Annotated in this window: 15 protein-coding genes; 8 read left to right on the top strand and 7 right to left on the bottom strand. The window is 47.3% G+C overall.

The features are described 5' to 3' along the window. Positions 1-14 precede the first annotated feature (14 nt). Positions 15-467 (bottom strand): lipocalin-like domain-containing protein, encoded by a 453-nt coding sequence (locus K7R11_RS07575; RefSeq protein ID WP_224489932.1) that lies wholly within the window; start codon positions 465-467, stop codon positions 15-17. A gap of 149 nt (positions 468-616) precedes the next feature. On the opposite strand from K7R11_RS07575, the gene K7R11_RS07570 reads away from it, so the two are divergent. The 8 genes from K7R11_RS07570 (at position 617) to K7R11_RS07535 (ending at position 12097) form a co-directional block, all read left to right on the top strand. Next, positions 617-910 carry a hypothetical protein gene (locus tag K7R11_RS07570; protein WP_224489931.1) on the top strand — a complete coding sequence of 98 codons (294 nt, stop codon included), beginning with the start codon at positions 617-619 and terminating at the stop codon, positions 908-910. A gap of 126 nt (positions 911-1036) precedes the next feature. Continuing rightward, the gene (locus tag K7R11_RS07565; protein ID WP_224489930.1) at positions 1037-1453 is read left to right on the top strand and encodes an HYC_CC_PP family protein; all 417 of its coding nucleotides are present in this window, start codon (positions 1037-1039) and stop codon (positions 1451-1453) included. Between the two features lie 81 nt (positions 1454-1534). Then, complete coding sequence (locus tag K7R11_RS07560; RefSeq protein WP_224489929.1) at positions 1535-5260, top strand: efflux RND transporter permease subunit; 3726 nt, start codon at positions 1535-1537, stop codon at positions 5258-5260. Continuing rightward, the gene (locus tag K7R11_RS07555; RefSeq protein WP_224489928.1) at positions 5257-6501 is read left to right on the top strand and encodes a TolC family protein; all 1245 of its coding nucleotides are present in this window, start codon (positions 5257-5259) and stop codon (positions 6499-6501) included. The genes K7R11_RS07560 and K7R11_RS07555 overlap by 4 nt, the downstream gene beginning before the upstream one ends. Beyond that, positions 6498-7115, top strand: coding sequence for a DUF3347 domain-containing protein (locus K7R11_RS07550; RefSeq protein ID WP_224489927.1), 618 nt, complete (start codon positions 6498-6500; stop codon positions 7113-7115). Before K7R11_RS07555 ends, K7R11_RS07550 begins: the two co-directional genes overlap by 4 nt. 58 nt (positions 7116-7173) lie before the next feature. Continuing rightward, the gene (locus K7R11_RS07545; RefSeq protein WP_224489926.1) at positions 7174-9684 is read left to right on the top strand and encodes a heavy metal translocating P-type ATPase; all 2511 of its coding nucleotides are present in this window, start codon (positions 7174-7176) and stop codon (positions 9682-9684) included. Next, positions 9681-10397, top strand: coding sequence for a PepSY domain-containing protein (locus K7R11_RS07540; RefSeq protein WP_224489925.1), 717 nt, complete (start codon positions 9681-9683; stop codon positions 10395-10397). The genes K7R11_RS07545 and K7R11_RS07540 overlap by 4 nt, the downstream gene beginning before the upstream one ends. Beyond that, complete coding sequence (locus K7R11_RS07535; protein WP_224489924.1) at positions 10394-12097, top strand: efflux RND transporter periplasmic adaptor subunit; 1704 nt, start codon at positions 10394-10396, stop codon at positions 12095-12097. The genes K7R11_RS07540 and K7R11_RS07535 overlap by 4 nt, the downstream gene beginning before the upstream one ends. Before the next feature lie 146 nt (positions 12098-12243). Here K7R11_RS07535 and K7R11_RS07530 read toward each other — a convergent pair whose 3' ends face one another. From K7R11_RS07530 to K7R11_RS07510, 6 genes are all read right to left on the bottom strand, one after another. Next, on the bottom strand, positions 12244-12426 hold the full coding sequence (locus K7R11_RS07530; protein ID WP_224489923.1) for a hypothetical protein: 183 nt from the start codon (positions 12424-12426) through the stop codon (positions 12244-12246). Between the two features lie 451 nt (positions 12427-12877). Beyond that, positions 12878-13963: a Gfo/Idh/MocA family protein gene (locus tag K7R11_RS07525; RefSeq protein WP_224489922.1), complete on the bottom strand. Its 1086-nt coding sequence runs from the start codon at positions 13961-13963 to the stop codon at positions 12878-12880. A gap of 67 nt (positions 13964-14030) precedes the next feature. Then, positions 14031-14444 (bottom strand): SDR family NAD(P)-dependent oxidoreductase, encoded by a 414-nt coding sequence (locus K7R11_RS15025; RefSeq protein ID WP_317196472.1) that lies wholly within the window; start codon positions 14442-14444, stop codon positions 14031-14033. Continuing rightward, positions 14413-14862: an SDR family NAD(P)-dependent oxidoreductase gene (locus tag K7R11_RS15020; protein WP_262899791.1), complete on the bottom strand. Its 450-nt coding sequence runs from the start codon at positions 14860-14862 to the stop codon at positions 14413-14415. Before K7R11_RS15020 ends, K7R11_RS15025 begins: the two co-directional genes overlap by 32 nt. Beyond that, positions 14852-15532, bottom strand: a complete 681-nt coding sequence (locus tag K7R11_RS07515) for a peroxiredoxin-like family protein (protein ID WP_224489921.1) — start codon at positions 15530-15532, stop codon at positions 14852-14854. The genes K7R11_RS15020 and K7R11_RS07515 overlap by 11 nt, the downstream gene beginning before the upstream one ends. Before the next feature lie 101 nt (positions 15533-15633). Further along, positions 15634-16221: a Crp/Fnr family transcriptional regulator gene (locus tag K7R11_RS07510; protein ID WP_224489920.1), complete on the bottom strand. Its 588-nt coding sequence runs from the start codon at positions 16219-16221 to the stop codon at positions 15634-15636. Between the last annotated feature and the right edge of the window lie 7 nt (positions 16222-16228).

Here is a 16228-nt window from a genome sequence, read left to right as displayed (position 1 = left end):
TATCCCCGGCACATTTAGGATGCAGGACTTTCCTTTTCAAAAATAAGAATCGTTTTTTCCTCGTCAGGGTAGTCTCCTCTTTCGCTGTCGTTGAGCAACTCTACACGAAGATCCGATTCGCTAAGTAATAAAACCTTGTAATTCGAAATAAAAGCCCCGTTACTATCCGGCCATTCGGGCAGGGTTACACTTAGTTGCTCCCCGTTAAGGATGTAGGTGCCGGTATACCCTGAAAATTCGCAAGGTGGTATCTCAAGCCAGTACATGCTCAGGGATTCTTCCCCGGAAAATGTTACGGTTTGCATCATTTCGCATTCGGTGAGCGACTCCCTGCTTCCGTCATAAATTCTGGCTTCAAGCTTCCATGTTCCGTCCAGGGTACCGGTAATTTCTGAAGCATCATCTTCACTTTCACAGGAAATACATATAAAAAGGGCAAGAACTACTAGTTTCCACAGATCAGTCATAACGCACTGTATTGGTTTAGGTGACCCCTAAATTTAAGTCATAATTCCCTTACAGCCATCATATTCCACCCATTATAAGACGGAAATAATGAGAATTGTTTAATATTTATAAGATTTTTCTTTTCTTGCGATACCAAATCCGAACTAAAATGAACCTACTTAACCAAAGCAAACGCCTGCTATTGCTGTGCACTGCAGTCAGCATTTTTTTCTCCTGCACGAAAACGGAAGAAAATCCCGGCGAAGACGCCCAATGTGAACTCTACCTGATTGGATTGAGTTACGGATGCGTGGACAATACCTGCAATTACACGGCTACCCTGGAGAACAACGCCGGTAGTGGCGAATTTGACATGACCATCAACGAGGCCACCTACAACCACTATAAAGCCATTACAGAGCAAAAAGAGGCAAATATTTGCTGGGAAGGCGAAATAGAATAAACGGTTTTCATTCGCGCTAACCGCTAACCCACCTTGCCTTTCAAGAGGTGTACATACTCCTTTTAACAGCGTTTTCACAACAAATTATTTTTATTAAAAAAAAGAGTATTACTTTTGTTAGTTGAAATGAAAGCGGTTATCAAGAAAATATCAGCGATGCTCATGGCCTTTGTGGTCATGTTCTCGACGATGTCATTTTCCATCAATAAGCACTATTGTATGGATCACCTCGTCGATGTTTCGTTGATACTGCCTGCTGAAGACTGCGGCATGGATATGATGATGGCAGAAACAACGAAGGGCGAACAGGTTGATGCTACCCCGTGTTGTTCTGAGGAGCACATTCTGATCGAAGGCCAGGACGAAGTAAGTCCGGCCCAGGATGGGTCGTCCGAAGTTCCCCAGGTGGTTATCGCTGCTTTCATGTATTCCTTCTCTCTTTTCTTTGAAGAGGAAACTCCCGAGCGACCTGAATTCAAGGATTACAGTCCGCCCCTCCTCATTAAAGATCTTCCTGTATTTTACGAATCATACTTAATCTGATCCGGTTTTAAGACCTTTTAAGGGCTGGCAACTTCATGTCAGGCCTCAACTATTCTTTGTCTAAAACCACATTCAGATCCTATGCTTAATCGCACTATTAAGTTTCTTATAGAGAACAAACTCATCGCAGTAATTCTGCTGGTATGCTTTACCGGATGGGGCATCATGGTTGCCCCCTTTAACTGGGAGACTCCCCTGTTACCCAATGACCCGGTTGCCGTTGATGCCATTCCGGATATTGGAGAAAATCAGCAAATCGTATTCACCAAATGGCCGGGACGGTCGCCCCAGGATATCCAGGACCAGGTAACCTATCCCCTGACCTCCTCTCTTTTGGGCATACCAGGGGTAAAGACCATCCGAAGTACTTCCATGTTCGGGTTTTCCAGTATTTACATCATTTTCGAAGAAGACATCGAGTTCTACTGGAGCAGATCTCGTATCCTGGAAAAACTCAACTCCCTCCCTTCGGGCCTCCTGCCTGATGGGGTAAATCCTTCTCTGGGTCCCGATGCCACAGGTTTGGGACAGATCTTCTGGTATACCCTTGAAGGAAGAGATCAGGATGGTAACACCACCGGAGGATGGACCCTTCAGGAGCTAAGAAGTATCCAGGATTACTATGTAAAATATGCCTTATCCTCTGCAGGGGGCGTCTCAGAGGTGAGTTCGATAGGAGGTTACGTCAGGGAATACCATATTGATCTGGATCCGGAGCTCATGCGTCAGTACAACATCACCTTAAATCAGGTGGTGAAAGCCGTTAAGGAAAGTAACCGCGATGTGGGAGCACAGACCATAGAGATCAACCAGGCAGAATACCTGGTACGCGGACTCGGGTATATCAAAGACCTGAAGGATCTCGAGCAGGCGGTTGTCGCCGTAAACAACTACACCCCCCTGCGTATCGGCGACATTGCAAAGGTTTCCATGGGTCCGGCAGAACGTCGGGGCATCCTGGATAAGGAAGGAGCCGAAGTCGTTGGCGGTGTGGTTGTGGCCCGTTACGGGGCCAACCCCATGGAAGTGATCAACAATGTTAAAGCCCGGATCGCAGAACTGAAAGATGGATTGCCCTCTAAGGAATTAAAAGACGGTCGCCTTTCTAAACTTACCGTTGTTCCCTTCTATGACCGTTCCGAGCTTATTGAAGAAACCCTGGGAACCCTTAATGAAGCCCTTACCTTCGAGATCCTGATCACCATCCTTGTGATCATAGTGATGGTTTATAATCTCAGAGCTTCTGTTCTTATTTCAGGGCTGCTGCCCATCGCCGTGCTCATGGTATTTATTTCCATGAAGATCTTTCACGTAGATGCGAACATTGTGGCATTGTCCGGAATTGCCATTGCCATTGGAACCATGGTAGATGTCGGGGTAATTCTCTCGGAAAATATCATCAGGCACCTGGAAGAGAAAGGGGAAAGTCAACCGGTAAACACGATTGTGTATCAGGCAACCACCGAAGTATCCGGAGCTATCATTACGGCCGTACTAACCACAATTATTAGTTTTATCCCGGTCTTTACCATGATCGGTGCCGAAGGAAAACTGTTCCGTCCGCTGGCCTTTACCAAGACCATGGCCCTTACAGCATCCATTATAGTAACCCTTTTCCTGATTCCGCCATTTGCAGCAATGCTCTTTAAACGCAGGACAGGAAAAGGCTGGCTGAAACACTTTTGGAACATCGTCCTGATCCTCCTGGGTGGCTATGCCCTGGTGAAAGGGTATTGGGCAGGACTGGTACTTCCGGGGTTCGCTGTGGTAAACCACCTTGCATTCTCCAAAAAGATAACCGAGCAAAAACGTACCTGGTGGCATACAGGACTCACTGCCCTGGCTATTGTGCTGCTGTTGGCCACCTATTGGCGTCCCCTGGGCTTTGACCGGTCTGTGGTTCCTAACATCATCTTTGTTTCCCTTATCTGTTTCGGGTTATTGGGAGCCTTTACACTTTTTATAAGACATTATTCCCGGATTTTACGCTGGACGCTGAACCATAAAAAAGTATTCCTGATAGTTCCCACCACCCTGATCATCCTGGGGCTTGCTATCTGGAGAAACACCGGTAAGGAATTTATGCCGGCTCTAAATGAGGGGTCCTTTCTATTGATGCCTACCTCCCTCCCCCATTCGGGAGTGGCAGAAAACAAGCGGGTATTGCAACAGCTCGATATGGCGGTACAATCCATACCGGAGATCGCCACGGTTGTTGGTAAGGCCGGAAGAACGGAGAGTGCGCTCGATCCTGCGCCGCTTTCCATGTATGAGAACATTATCCTCTATCACCCGGAATACAAGGAAAATGAGTCCGGAGAAAAACAAAGATACCGGGTAGATGCATCGGGAGCATTCGTACTAAAGTCCGGGGGCACCGCAGTGAATCCCAATCAGGACAGAAATAACGATATCCCTGTCATTCCGTCAGGGTTCCCTGCAGATACAGACGAACTGATCCCTGATGAAGACGGAGCTTACTACAGAAACTGGAGGCCTGAAATTCGCACTCCCGACGACATCTGGAACGAGATCGTCAGGGTTACCAAACTCCCAGGGGTTACTTCTGCCCCTAAGCTGCAACCTATTGAAACGCGCCTGGTGATGTTACAAACCGGAATGCGGGCGCCTATGGGGATTAAGATAAAAGGTCAGGACCTCAATAAGATCGAGGCGTTCGGGATGGAATTGGAAAATATCCTGAAAACCGCAGAGGGGGTTAAGGACGAGGCCGTATTTGCAGACCGTATCGTTGGAAAGCCTTACCTGCTGATCGATCTTGACCGCGAGCAACTGGCCCGTTACGGGATTACTGTAGAAGAGGCTCAAAAAACCCTTGAAGTGGTTGTGGGAGGCATGCCCCTCACCCAAACCGTGGAAGGACGGGAACGTTACGGGGTGAGGGTGCGCTATCCGCGGGAACTCAGAAACGATCCCGGGGCCCTGGAAAACATCTTCCTGACCACCGCAGACCGAAGTCAGATCCCCCTGAGTGAGGTTGCCCATATCCGTTACGAAAAGGGTCCGCAAATGATCAAGAGCGAAGACACTTTCCTGGTAGGCTATGTACTGTTTGACAAGGTAGACGGATTTGCGGAAGTAGATGTGGTGGAGAATGCGCAAAAAGAAATCAGAAACCGCATTGAATCCGGAGACCTGGTAGTACCCTCCGGGATAAGTTTTAAATTTACCGGGACCTACGAAAATCAGCTAAGAGCAGAAAAGACCCTTCAACTGGTGGTTCCCTTATCACTGCTCATTATTTTCCTGATCCTGTACTTCCAGTTTCGCTCGGTAACCACCTCCCTGATGGTTTTTACAGGGATCGCCGTTGCCTTTGCCGGAGGTTTTATTATGATCTGGTTATACGGACAGGAATGGTTTATGAACTTTGAATTGTTCGGGATTCATTTCAGAAGCCTGCTTAACATAAAAACCATCAATCTCAGTGTTGCTGTATGGGTTGGTTTTATTGCGCTTTTCGGAATTGCCACCGACGACGGGGTGGTGATGGCCACCTACCTCACACAAACCTTCAGGGCGAATACTCCCGACACGGTTCGCGAGATCAGGGATTCCGTTATCGAGGCCGGAGAAAAACGTATCCGTCCATGTTTAATGACCACGGCTACTACCCTGCTGGCCCTGATCCCGATACTTACCTCTACCGGGCGTGGCAGCGATATTATGATCCCGATGGCCATCCCGGCCTTCGGAGGAATGACCATCGCCCTGATCACCCTGTTTGTGGTTCCGGTATTGTTCAGTATGGTTAAGGAATTCCAACTTAAAAGAAAACAGTCATGAAACACACCCGATATCTTTTGGCCCTGGCCCTGAGCCTCACTTCAGGTTTTACCATATACGCCCAGGATCCTTCCCCCCTGTTACAAACGTATATATTACAGGCACTGGAACATAATCCGGACCTGGCTTCCAGCCGGCTGGCCTATGAGATCAGCAAGGAAAAAACGGAAGAAGTCAACGCCCTTCCCAATACAGAATTTGGGGTAGGATACTTTGTGAGTGAACCGGAAACGCGTACCGGTGCACAGCGTGCGAGATTCTCGGTAAAGCAAATGATTCCCTGGTTTGGGAATATCTCTGCCCGGCAGAACTTTACCGCCTCCCTGGCCGATGCCCAGGCCCTGGAGGTACTCATCAGGGAGCGTAAGCTTATCCTGGAGCTCTCCGGAACCTATTACCGGTTGTACGCGCTGAAGAAAAAAATGGAAGTGGTCTCGAGACAGCTTACCTTAACCGACTCCTATGAACAACTGGCCCTTAGCGGACTGGAAACTGGGAAAGGATCTGCGGTATCTGTGTTTAAGATCCAGATCCGGAAAAACGAGCTGGAGAACAAACTGGCCCTTTTAAAACAACAAACGGAAACCGAAACAGTTCGTTTTCACAATCTTACCGGTACTGAAAGCACTGCCCCGGTCACCCTGCCCGACACCCTCATGCTCCAAGTGGAAGCAATGGATATGCAAACCATCAACCTGGATCTGCATCCGGAACTGGTGAAATTCGAAGAGATGTACGAGTCTGTGGTGCAGTCAGAGGAACTCAACAAAAAGGAGGCTGCTCCTAACCTGGGTTTCGGACTGGATTATATTCCAGTGGAAAAACGGACTGATATGAACCCGGCAGACAACGGAAAGGATATTATCATGCCTATGGTATCGGTTACCATTCCGCTATTCAATAAAAAATACCGGTCTGTATCACGGCAGAATGATATGAAAATACAAAGCCTAGAATTTGACCGTCAGGAACGCAGAAACCGCCTTGAAACGGTATTATACGAAGCTGTAAATTCCCGAACCACAGCCAGGATCAATACGGAAACCCTGCAGAAGAATATCAGGGAAGCAGAAAATGCCATGGAAATCCTGCTCAGGTCCTATGAAACCGGAACAATCGATTTCAATGAATTGCTGGATATCCAGGATATGCAGTTGCGATTTGAAATGAGCCTTATCGATGAGGTTCGCTCCTATTATAATGAATCATTAATTATTAATTATTTAAGTACTACAACATGAAACGAGTAAACAAAACCCTTGCTGCACTTTTAATGAGTGGATTGGTATTCACTGCATTTACTTCCTGCGGAACAGAGGATAAAAAGAAGGCTGAAGAAGCCGCCAATGACCAAGTAGAGATGCATGACGGAATGCATAAGGACGATCAAGAAGCCATGCACAACCAGGAAGGCATGCATGAAGACCATGGAAACATGAACAGCGACCAGCAAACTGCTGCCCTTGAATTCAAAGACGAAGCTACAGCAGAAACCTTTAAAGCCTATATCGCACTTAAGGATGCCCTGGTAGCTACCGATGCCGCTGCAGCTGCTACTGCTGCCAGTACACTGGCTGATAAAGCCGGAGACCAGGAAGCATTGAAAGCTGCTGCCCAGACGATTGCCCAGTCTGAAGATGTTGAAGCGCAGCGCAAGGCGTTTGTTGCCATTACTGCAGCCGTATCTGAGATGATGAACGGAGCTCTGACCTCAGGAGAGGTGTACAGACAGTATTGCCCGATGGCATTTAACAATACCGGAGCCTCATGGATCTCAGACAACAAAGAGATCATGAACCCGTATTTCGGAGACAAAATGCTTCACTGTGGAGCGGTGAAGGAAACCATAAAATAATCAGATTGGGTACCCCGGGAATCCTAAACCCGGGGTGCTACCCAATAAATATCACAGGATGAAACATACCTACCACATAGAAGGAATGAGTTGTAACGGTTGCCGAGCCCATGTTGAATCCCTTTTGAAAAAACAGGAGGGGGTACTTGAGGCCCGGGTTGATCTCGAGGCTAAGAAAGCCGTGGTGAGCATGGAGCATCATATTCCCCTGGAAACCTTACAAAAAGCCTTTGAGGAAGAAGGTGGCAACTACAGTATTCATCCCGAAAACTATACGGCCCCGCCACAACCGAAAAAACAAGTCTCTTCCGAATCATCAGATTCGCCCGGTTCCTGGTATTGCCCTATGCATTGTGAGGGCGATAAAACCTATGACCAACCCGGCGACTGTCCGGTATGTGGAATGGACCTGGTAAAACAGGCCGTTACTTCGAATACTCCTGTAATTTACACCTGTCCCATGCATCCCGAGGTCGAACAGGATGGTCCCGGATCTTGTCCCATCTGCGGAATGGACCTCGTTCCTAAAGATGCCGAGGCTGATGCAGAAGACGATACATATACCCGATTATTAAAAAAATTTAAAGTTGCCGTTGCTTTTACCCTACCCGTATTTCTGATAGCGATGTCAGATATGCTGCATCCAAACCCACTCTATAACCTCATGGACCGGGTGTACTGGGACTGGCTGCAACTGCTGCTCTCTATACCGGTGGTGTTTTACGCGACCTGGATGTTCTTTGAACGGGCCTGGAGGTCTTTAAAATACTGGAACCTTAACATGTTTACCCTGATTGGTATCGGAGCCGGAGTTGCTTGGATCTACAGTCTTGTTGCCCTCTTGTTTCCCGATATTTTTCCGGACCAGTTTAAAACCGGAGATGGTACCGTACACCTGTATTTCGAGTCGGCAACGGTGATCCTTACCCTGGTATTACTCGGACAGTTACTGGAGGCCCGTGCGCATCGAAAAACCAATGCGGCCGTAAAAGAGTTGTTGCAACTTACGCCCAACCAGGCCACCCGGGTCGTTAATGGCAAGGAAGAAATCATTGCTGTATCCCAGATAAGGACAGGAGATCTGCTCAAGGTAAAGCCAGGAGAGAAGATTCCCGTAGACGGCCATGTATCAGAAGGGAATACCGTAATCGACGAATCGATGATCACAGGCGAACCTTTGGGTGTTGAAAAGCATGAGGGGGATCCCGTCAAGGCAGGTACCGTTAACGGAAACCGGAGTTTTACTATGGAGGCTGAAAAGGTAGGAAAAGACACGCTGCTAGCCCAGATCATCCATTTAGTGAATGAGGCCAGTCGGTCCCGGGCTCCTATTCAAAACCTGGCCGATCGTATTTCGGCTTGGTTTGTACCCATCGTTGTGCTCACCGCCCTGATCACCTTTGCCATATGGGCGATCTGGGGGCCGGAACCTTCCCTGAGCTATGCCCTTATCAACGCCATTGCGGTTTTGATCATTGCCTGTCCCTGCGCCCTGGGACTTGCCACCCCCATGTCTGTCATGGTCGGAGTTGGAAAAGGGGCACAATCGGGGGTTCTGGTTAAAAATGCTGAAGCTCTTGAAAAAATGGCAAAAGCAACCGTAGTGCTCACCGATAAAACCGGAACACTGACAGAAGGAAAACCTGCCGTGGAAAAAGTGGTCTCCACCCACCCGGAATATACCGAAGCCTCCCTGGCCGGGATGGCAGCGACCATCAACAGCAACAGCGAGCACCCCTTGGCAGACGCCATGGTAACCCATGCTAAAGAACTCCATATCCCTCTGAAAGAGGTACAGGATTTTGAGGCCGTCACCGGCAAAGGGGTAAGAGGGGTGACAGATCAGGCTACCATTCTTCTCGGAAATCAAAACTTCCTAAAGGAAGAAGGAGTCGCGATTTCGCCCGGGGTGGCAGATGAGATCGCCCGGATTCAAAAGGAAGGAAAGACCGTACCTCTTATGGCAATTAACGGGGTCTTGGCAGGGTATGTTGTCATTACAGACAAGATCCGAAAAAACAGTAAAAACGCCATTAATACCCTCCAGCAACATGGCCTTCGGGTGATCATGCTAACCGGGGATAATGCAGATACGGCCAAAGCAGTAGCCAGCCATATCGGGATCTCTGACTTCCGGGCCGGACTTTTACCCGAAGACAAACTAAAGATAGTGAAGGACCTCCAGGATCAGGGAGAGATTGTAGCCATGACCGGAGATGGTATTAATGATGCCCCTGCTCTTGCCCAAAGCGACATAGGAATTGCCATGGGAACGGGTACCGATGTAGCCATTGAAAGTGCACAACTCACCTTGCTTAAAGGAGATATCAGCGGGCTGGTGAAGGCCAGAATGCTCAGTGAAAAAGTGATGACCAATATAAAACAGAACCTGTTCTTTGCCCTGATATATAATATGATCGGAGTACCGGTAGCCGCAGGGGTACTCTACCCCTTCTTCGGGGTTTTACTATCGCCTATGATAGCGGCCCTGGCCATGAGTTTCAGTTCTGTATCCGTAATTACCAATGCCCTTCGCCTTAGAAGTGCCCAAATCAAAACCTTAAAATGATCGATCGAAAAAAAGCAATGGCCCTGAGAAAGGCCCACCGTTACCTGGGGATCATCCTCGGCTTGCAATTCATCATGTGGACTGTAAGCGGCATGTATTTTAGCTGGACCGACATTGATGAGATCCATGGCGACCAGTTTAAAAACCTGAACTTTGAGCCCGGGAAACAAAAAGCCCTGGTCTCCCCTTCCACCCTTGAGGTTTCCGAAGGTATCAATTACCTGGAATTAAGGGTTATTGACGAACAACCCTACTACTGGGTAAATAAAAACATGCTGTACAATGCCCATACCGGTGCACCAAAGGCCACCATCTCTGAGGAGGAAGCCCTTAGCGTTGCCTCTAGTTATATGCAGGATGAGCTGCAGGTAGCCTCGGTGGCTTCCATCGCGGAGGCAGGTGATCACCACGAATACCGGGAGAAAATGCTCCCGGCCTATGTGATCTCCTATGAAGGGGATGAACAGCTCAAGGCCTATGTCTCCATGAAAGACGGAAAGTTCCAGACGGTAAGACACCGGGACTGGCGCATTTTTGACTTCTTATGGATGACCCATACCATGGATTATGAAGGAAGGGATAATTTTAACACCACCGTTTTGCGAGCCTTCTCCCTTTTGGGGCTCATTACCGTGCTCAGTGGCTTCATCCTTTGGTACATTTCTTCTCCTACTGTTAGAAAACTAAAAAAACGAATAAAAGTAAGATCATGAAAAAAACTGGAATTTATATTGGTATCCTGGCTCTGGGCCTGGTACTGGGATGGTTGATCTTTGGAGGTAACAACACGGCTACTACAGACCATGAGCACGAAACAGAAACCGGCGTGGCGCAAATGTATACCTGTTCCATGCACCCCCAGATCATGCAGCCCGAGCCCGGCGATTGTCCCATTTGCGGGATGGACCTGATTCCGGCAGAGACAGGGGCAGACGGATTAGCGGTCAACCAGTTCCGTATGAGTGAACAGGCAGTAGCTCTGGCCAATATCAACACTACTACCGCGGGAAGCAATTCAGAAGGCGCATCGAGTATCCGGCTATCCGGAAAAATTGTTGCTAATGAAAAAAATACCCTGGTGCAGGCAGCCTACTTCGGGGGACGTATAGAAGACCTATACATTAACACCACAGGGGAAGCGGTACGTCAGGGACAATTACTGGCTACCATATATTCTCCTGAACTCGTAGCCGCCCAACAGGAACTTCTCACTGCGGCAGGGCTCAAGGAAAATCAGCCTGCTTTGTACAAAGCCGTTAGAAATAAACTAAAACTCTGGAAACTTTCTGAAAAGCAGATCTCAGAGATCGAGACCAGGGGTAGGGTACAGGAATTCTTCCCGGTATACGCCAATATTTCAGGAACAGTAACGGAAAAGCTTATCAATGAAGGCGATTACGTAAAACAAGGACAACCGCTTTACCGCATTGCCAACCTGAACAGTGTCTGGGCTGTTCTGGATGCGTATGAGAATCAACTGGCGGTTTTAAATGAAGGACAGACACTCAACATCACAGCTAACGCCTATCCAGGGAAAAGCTTTGAAAGCAGCATTGAATTTATCGACCCTTTGCTCAACACGGCCAACCGGACTGCCAGAGTGCGGGCGGAGTTAGAAAATACCGAAGGCTTATTTAAACCGGGAATGTTTATCAAAGCAACCGCCGGGGTTGGAGAAGACCTGTCCAATTCGGGTATCGTAATCCCTAAATCGGCAGTCATGTGGACCGGAACCCGTTCTGTGGTATATGTTCAACCGGACACCAACGAACCGGTCTTTGAATTACGGGAAATTGAACTGGGCGGTGAAATGAATGATGCCTATGAAGTATTGGCCGGATTAGAGCAAGGCGAGCAGGTGGTTACTCAGGGAACCTTTACCATAGATGCAGCGGCACAGTTACAAGGCAAACCCTCTATGATGAACAGGGAGGAAAAGCAGGACGCAAGCGGTAATGAACCACTGGTATTACCAGGTAGTTTTCAGAAAACTCTTTGGCCACTTATTTCAGCCTACATCCAAATGAACGAATACTTTGTAAACACCGATGCACAGGGTGTTAAACAGCAGGCAAGGAAGGTATTGTCGGAATATGAGAAACTCGATATCTCTATCCTGGGGGAGGCAGAATCAAAACTGGTAAAACAAGCCGGACAAATGATCACCGCCATTGGAAACAATGAGGAGATCGAATCGCAAAGAGCGCACCTGGTTATATTATCGGATGTCATGGTAACCCTTGCCAAAAGTATGGACGAACTCCCCGAAAAATTATACGTGCAGAATTGCCCGATGGCAAATCAGAACAAGGGGGCCGACTGGCTGAGTACCACTGAAGAGGTATTAAATCCGTATTACGGGGAAGTAATGTTAAATTGCGGGAGTGTAACAGATACCCTTAAAACGAAGTAAACAACAATCCAGATCAGATCATTTATAAAGGGGCAGGGGTTAATCTTTGCCCCTTCCCATTTTATAATAGAGCATGACCACATATACAAGCCATCCCAGGAAAAGCACCCCTACGATAAGCGAGTAGTATAACACAAATTCGGTCATTATTCCTTAGGTTTAAAATAATTCATAAAACCCAGAATAGTCGGAGCCCAAAGCCCGATAAATATTCCCGACAATTTGTGCCCCATCAGAAAGATGGTTTCGGCCACAATAATAGTGACCAGAACTACCAGGATCATTACGATATTCCAGATGCCGTAGCGCTTAATAAGATCTTTAATCATTCAAAAGGTATAGGCATGTTAGTCCGGTCAAGTTAAGAATTTTTTAACAAGACAACAACTACAGCCTACAAGTTTTACAGGGTGGATGTTTTGCATAAAAAAAGCTTCCCTTCCGGGAAGCTTTTTACGTTCTTTTCTACTTATGTCAATCTAAATGATTCCGATCAAATTAAACATGGTTGAAATAAAGGTCCATGACAGCATCGTAATCAATACGAATACTATAAATTTGAGCGCGTAGATCAGTAAAGTAGATTCTTGTTTGCGTAATGATTGCCCCATAATGTTGATATTTAGATAGAGTTGATACTTCTAATTTAAGGTTAATTCTTACGTGTGTATTTCTATTTTGAATTTGGGGCTAACAAAAATACGACTGGAATATACGTTAAAATCCTGTATTTTCCAAATAAACGGACAAGAAAAATTCTCCGTGCCGTATAATTACGGTTTAGATTTGTACGTATTTACTTCCCAATTTAACGGATTTTTGGATAGCTTCAACGATACGAATATCCTTTAAACCCTCCTCTCCGGGTACCATAACCGGGGTATTATTTATAATGGATCGGGCATCGTCCTGCATTTGCAGCACCTGTTGTTTCCCTTTTATGGGTTCAAGACGGGTTCCGTCGCTGGCACCACCCTGAACTCCCGTATAGGATTGCATGGGGCGCAGGTAGTAATTTCCGTCCCGACACTGTACTTCCAGCCGGTTTAGATTTTCTCCGAAAGAGGTGGTACAGGACACCCTGAGATCGTTTTTAAAGTAGAGGGTAAACTCCGTGGTCTCGTCTACTTCCGTAAACAACTCCCCGCGCCGGTTCACCACCCGGGCCTCCACTCCTTCAGGCTCCTTGCCTGTGGCATAGCGGGCCGCATTTATGCAGTACACCCCCATATCATACAAGGCCCCTCCGCCCATCTCTTTTTTAAGTCTCCAGTTCGAGGGATCATCGCCCCTGAAATGAAATCCGGCTTCGGCTACGGCAGACTGCACGGGTCCGAAGGTTTCTTCTTTTGCCCATTTCATAAGCTGCCGGGTATTGGGTTCATGCTGCATGCGATAACCGATACTAAGGCTTACTCCATTCTTTTCACAGGCCTCGATTATCCGCTCGCATTGCTCCACATTCAGTGCCATAGGCTTCTCACACCACACATGCTTTCCGGCTTCTGCTGCCCGTACGGCATATTCGGCATGCATGGCGTTTGGCAGTACCACATACACCACATCGATCCCATCATCATTCGCCAGCTGATCCATTTGCCCGTAATCATACACATGGGCATCTGCTATCCCATACTCCTTTTGCCACCCGGGGATCTTACCGGGGCTACCGGTAATGATGCCTCTGAGTTCACAATGCTCCGTTTGCTTCAGGGAAGGCCCAAGCTGATGGGTACTGTAGGACCCCAGGCCGGTAAGGGCTACTCCCAGCGTTTTTTTGCCGGATGATGCATAGGACATAAAGGGCCATTGGGAAGCAAAAAATACAAATGTCCCCTGTTTTATAAATTGACGTCTTGATCCCATACTGCCTGCTATTTCCTTCTAAATTAAGAAATTAGCACAGAACAGGATCATAGTGTCTGGATTATTGTTAAAACACTGCTGCCGATGCGATAGCCCTTGTTTGCGTCATATCATGATCCAGACTTTTTAGTTTCGCTTCCATGCTGTTTAAGGCAATATTTCCAAGAGGGAGGCGCAATACCTCCAGATCGCCTCCAGCAATATGAAGGATTGCCCTGGCGGCTTTTACAGGATCACCTTCCTGCCGTCCGTGCACCGCCCGAAGTTTTTCGGTAAAGGCACCTGCCGATTTTTCATAGTCCCGGATCCTGGCATTTGAAACTTTCAGGTTTTTGCCCGCAAATCCGGTCCTGAAAGGTCCGGGTTCTACGATAGTAACCTTTATTCCCAGAGGTTGTACCTCCTGCGCCAATGCTTCACTAAATCCTTCGAGCGCGAATTTACTGGCATTATACACCCCAAAACCTGCAAAAGCCCTCACTCCCCCCGTGAGAAGAGATTTGTATGATATGTCCCTCTCCACGAAGTCTCATATGAGGAAGAACGGCCTTGGTAAGTTGCATAACCCCGAAAAAATTCACTTCAAATACCGCCCTGACCTCCTCCATTGATGCTTCTTCTATTGCTCCTGCAAAGCCGTATCCCGCATTATTCACAAGCACATCTATATGCCCGAATCTTTCAACTACCCTTGCAATGATCGTATCCATCTCCATTTTCTGATCGAGTTCCAAATGCACAGCAAAGCCCTTACCGTTATGCTTTTCGTTAAACTCGTTCACCTCTTCCTTTCTTCTGAATGTACCTATAACGAATATGTCATGAGTCATCAGCGTTTCGGCCAGGGCTCTGCCCAGTCCGCTTGAAATCCCCGTTACAAACCAAATTTTATTTTCCATCACCATCGCTCTTTAAAACGTTCAGAATATCCTCCGGTTCCACGCGGCTTCTGTAGTCTCCCCCGCCGGAACGTGCAAAACTCAATCGCCTGCTCTGTTCGATTATAAAAACCGCCGGCACGGGTAAGGTTCCGGATGAATCTGTATAAAAGTCATAAAAATTAATCCCAAGACTGGCCATGGCTTCTATCGCACGCTCTGAATTTCGGAATACTTCCACATATTGCTTCGCAACTATATTACCGGGATCACTAAGGACCTCAAATGCCAAAGTATTCTTCTCTTTGGTATCCATGGAGTTGTCCGGTGATTCGGGTGATACAGCCACAAGAACGGCTCCCTGCGCTCTAAATTCGGGAAGTACCTTTTGATAAAGCATTAACTGCAGGTTGCAATAGGGACACCAACCACCCCGGTAAAACACCAATACCACTCTTTGGTGTGTTAACATCTCGTACAGCCGTACTTTTTCTCCGGCAGCATTAAGCAGCTCAAAATCAGGGGCGATATCCCCTTTCTTTAACCTCACCCCTTCAGAAAGGTTCTTCTCCAGGTGGGCGGCATCATTGTCAAATATTTGTAATAGGTCCCCGGGGAGGGCTTCTTTTAATTGACTTCTCAGGGATATTAACCCCGACTCATAAGACGGAAGATGTGTTTTGGTCTTCATAATACTTTGATTTTAAATTCTCCTCATTATCGAGATAACAAAGTTGCATAAAGACACCTGGCATAAAAATGAACCAGTTCAGGAAATACTCTTGATATAGTTTAAGATTCTGATGATAATCCCTTACGAATACGGGACATGAATTCCGGGGTCATACCTAAATAAGAGGCAATGATCTTTTGAGGAACCCTTTGTACAATATCCGGGTAACGCTCCAGCAATTCGAGATACTTTTCCTCTGCAGTAAGGCTTAGGTTAGACAAGGCCCGTTTTCTGGAAAAGGCAAATGCCTTTTCTGTAGAGAGCCTGAAATACTCACTAAGGGAATGCACCTCTTTACACAGGTTTTCAATATCGTCATATGCCATTTGAAGGATGAGCGAATTTTCAAGGGCCTCTACAAACAAGGTGGCCGGCGTTTGTGTAATATAGCTGTAAAAGTCGCTTACAAACCAATCTTCCACCGCAATCTGTACCGTATGCTCCTTACCGTCTTCATCAATAAAATACGATCTGAACGCGCCCTGAACCACATAATTCCTGTAACGCGATACATACCCCGGCTGGTCTATAAACTGACGCTTTCGGATCCTGACCGGTCTGATGATCGCGTAAAGTCTCTCCTGCTCAGAAGCACTCAGGGATACGTAGCGCTGGATGTTATTTAACAGAAGTTGATTCGGTTCCACGGTACGG

It is taken from the genome of Robertkochia flava (assembly GCF_020166515.1).
GTDB lineage: Bacteria > Bacteroidota > Bacteroidia > Flavobacteriales > Flavobacteriaceae > Robertkochia > Robertkochia flava.
The sequence above is the reverse complement of the archived record's forward strand: the minus strand, read 5'-3'. Positions and strand labels throughout refer to the sequence as shown.

What these genes read in the sequence shown, in the direction of transcription:
- K7R11_RS07575 (WP_224489932.1), bottom strand. Translation starts at nt 467, where the DNA reads ATGACTGATCTGTGGAAACTAGTAGTTCTTGCCCTTTTTATATGTATT.
- K7R11_RS07570 (WP_224489931.1), top strand. Translation starts at nt 617, where the DNA reads ATGAACCTACTTAACCAAAGCAAACGCCTGCTATTGCTGTGCACTGCA.
- K7R11_RS07565 (WP_224489930.1), top strand. Translation starts at nt 1,037, where the DNA reads ATGAAAGCGGTTATCAAGAAAATATCAGCGATGCTCATGGCCTTTGTG.
- K7R11_RS07560 (WP_224489929.1), top strand. Translation starts at nt 1,535, where the DNA reads ATGCTTAATCGCACTATTAAGTTTCTTATAGAGAACAAACTCATCGCA.
- K7R11_RS07555 (WP_224489928.1), top strand. Translation starts at nt 5,257, where the DNA reads ATGAAACACACCCGATATCTTTTGGCCCTGGCCCTGAGCCTCACTTCA.
- K7R11_RS07550 (WP_224489927.1), top strand. Translation starts at nt 6,498, where the DNA reads ATGAAACGAGTAAACAAAACCCTTGCTGCACTTTTAATGAGTGGATTG.
- K7R11_RS07545 (WP_224489926.1), top strand. Translation starts at nt 7,174, where the DNA reads ATGAAACATACCTACCACATAGAAGGAATGAGTTGTAACGGTTGCCGA.
- K7R11_RS07540 (WP_224489925.1), top strand. Translation starts at nt 9,681, where the DNA reads ATGATCGATCGAAAAAAAGCAATGGCCCTGAGAAAGGCCCACCGTTAC.
- K7R11_RS07535 (WP_224489924.1), top strand. Translation starts at nt 10,394, where the DNA reads ATGAAAAAAACTGGAATTTATATTGGTATCCTGGCTCTGGGCCTGGTA.
- K7R11_RS07530 (WP_224489923.1), bottom strand. Translation starts at nt 12,426, where the DNA reads ATGATTAAAGATCTTATTAAGCGCTACGGCATCTGGAATATCGTAATG.
- K7R11_RS07525 (WP_224489922.1), bottom strand. Translation starts at nt 13,963, where the DNA reads ATGGGATCAAGACGTCAATTTATAAAACAGGGGACATTTGTATTTTTT.
- K7R11_RS15020 (WP_262899791.1), bottom strand. Translation starts at nt 14,862, where the DNA reads ATGGAAAATAAAATTTGGTTTGTAACGGGGATTTCAAGCGGACTGGGC.
- K7R11_RS07515 (WP_224489921.1), bottom strand. Translation starts at nt 15,532, where the DNA reads ATGAAGACCAAAACACATCTTCCGTCTTATGAGTCGGGGTTAATATCC.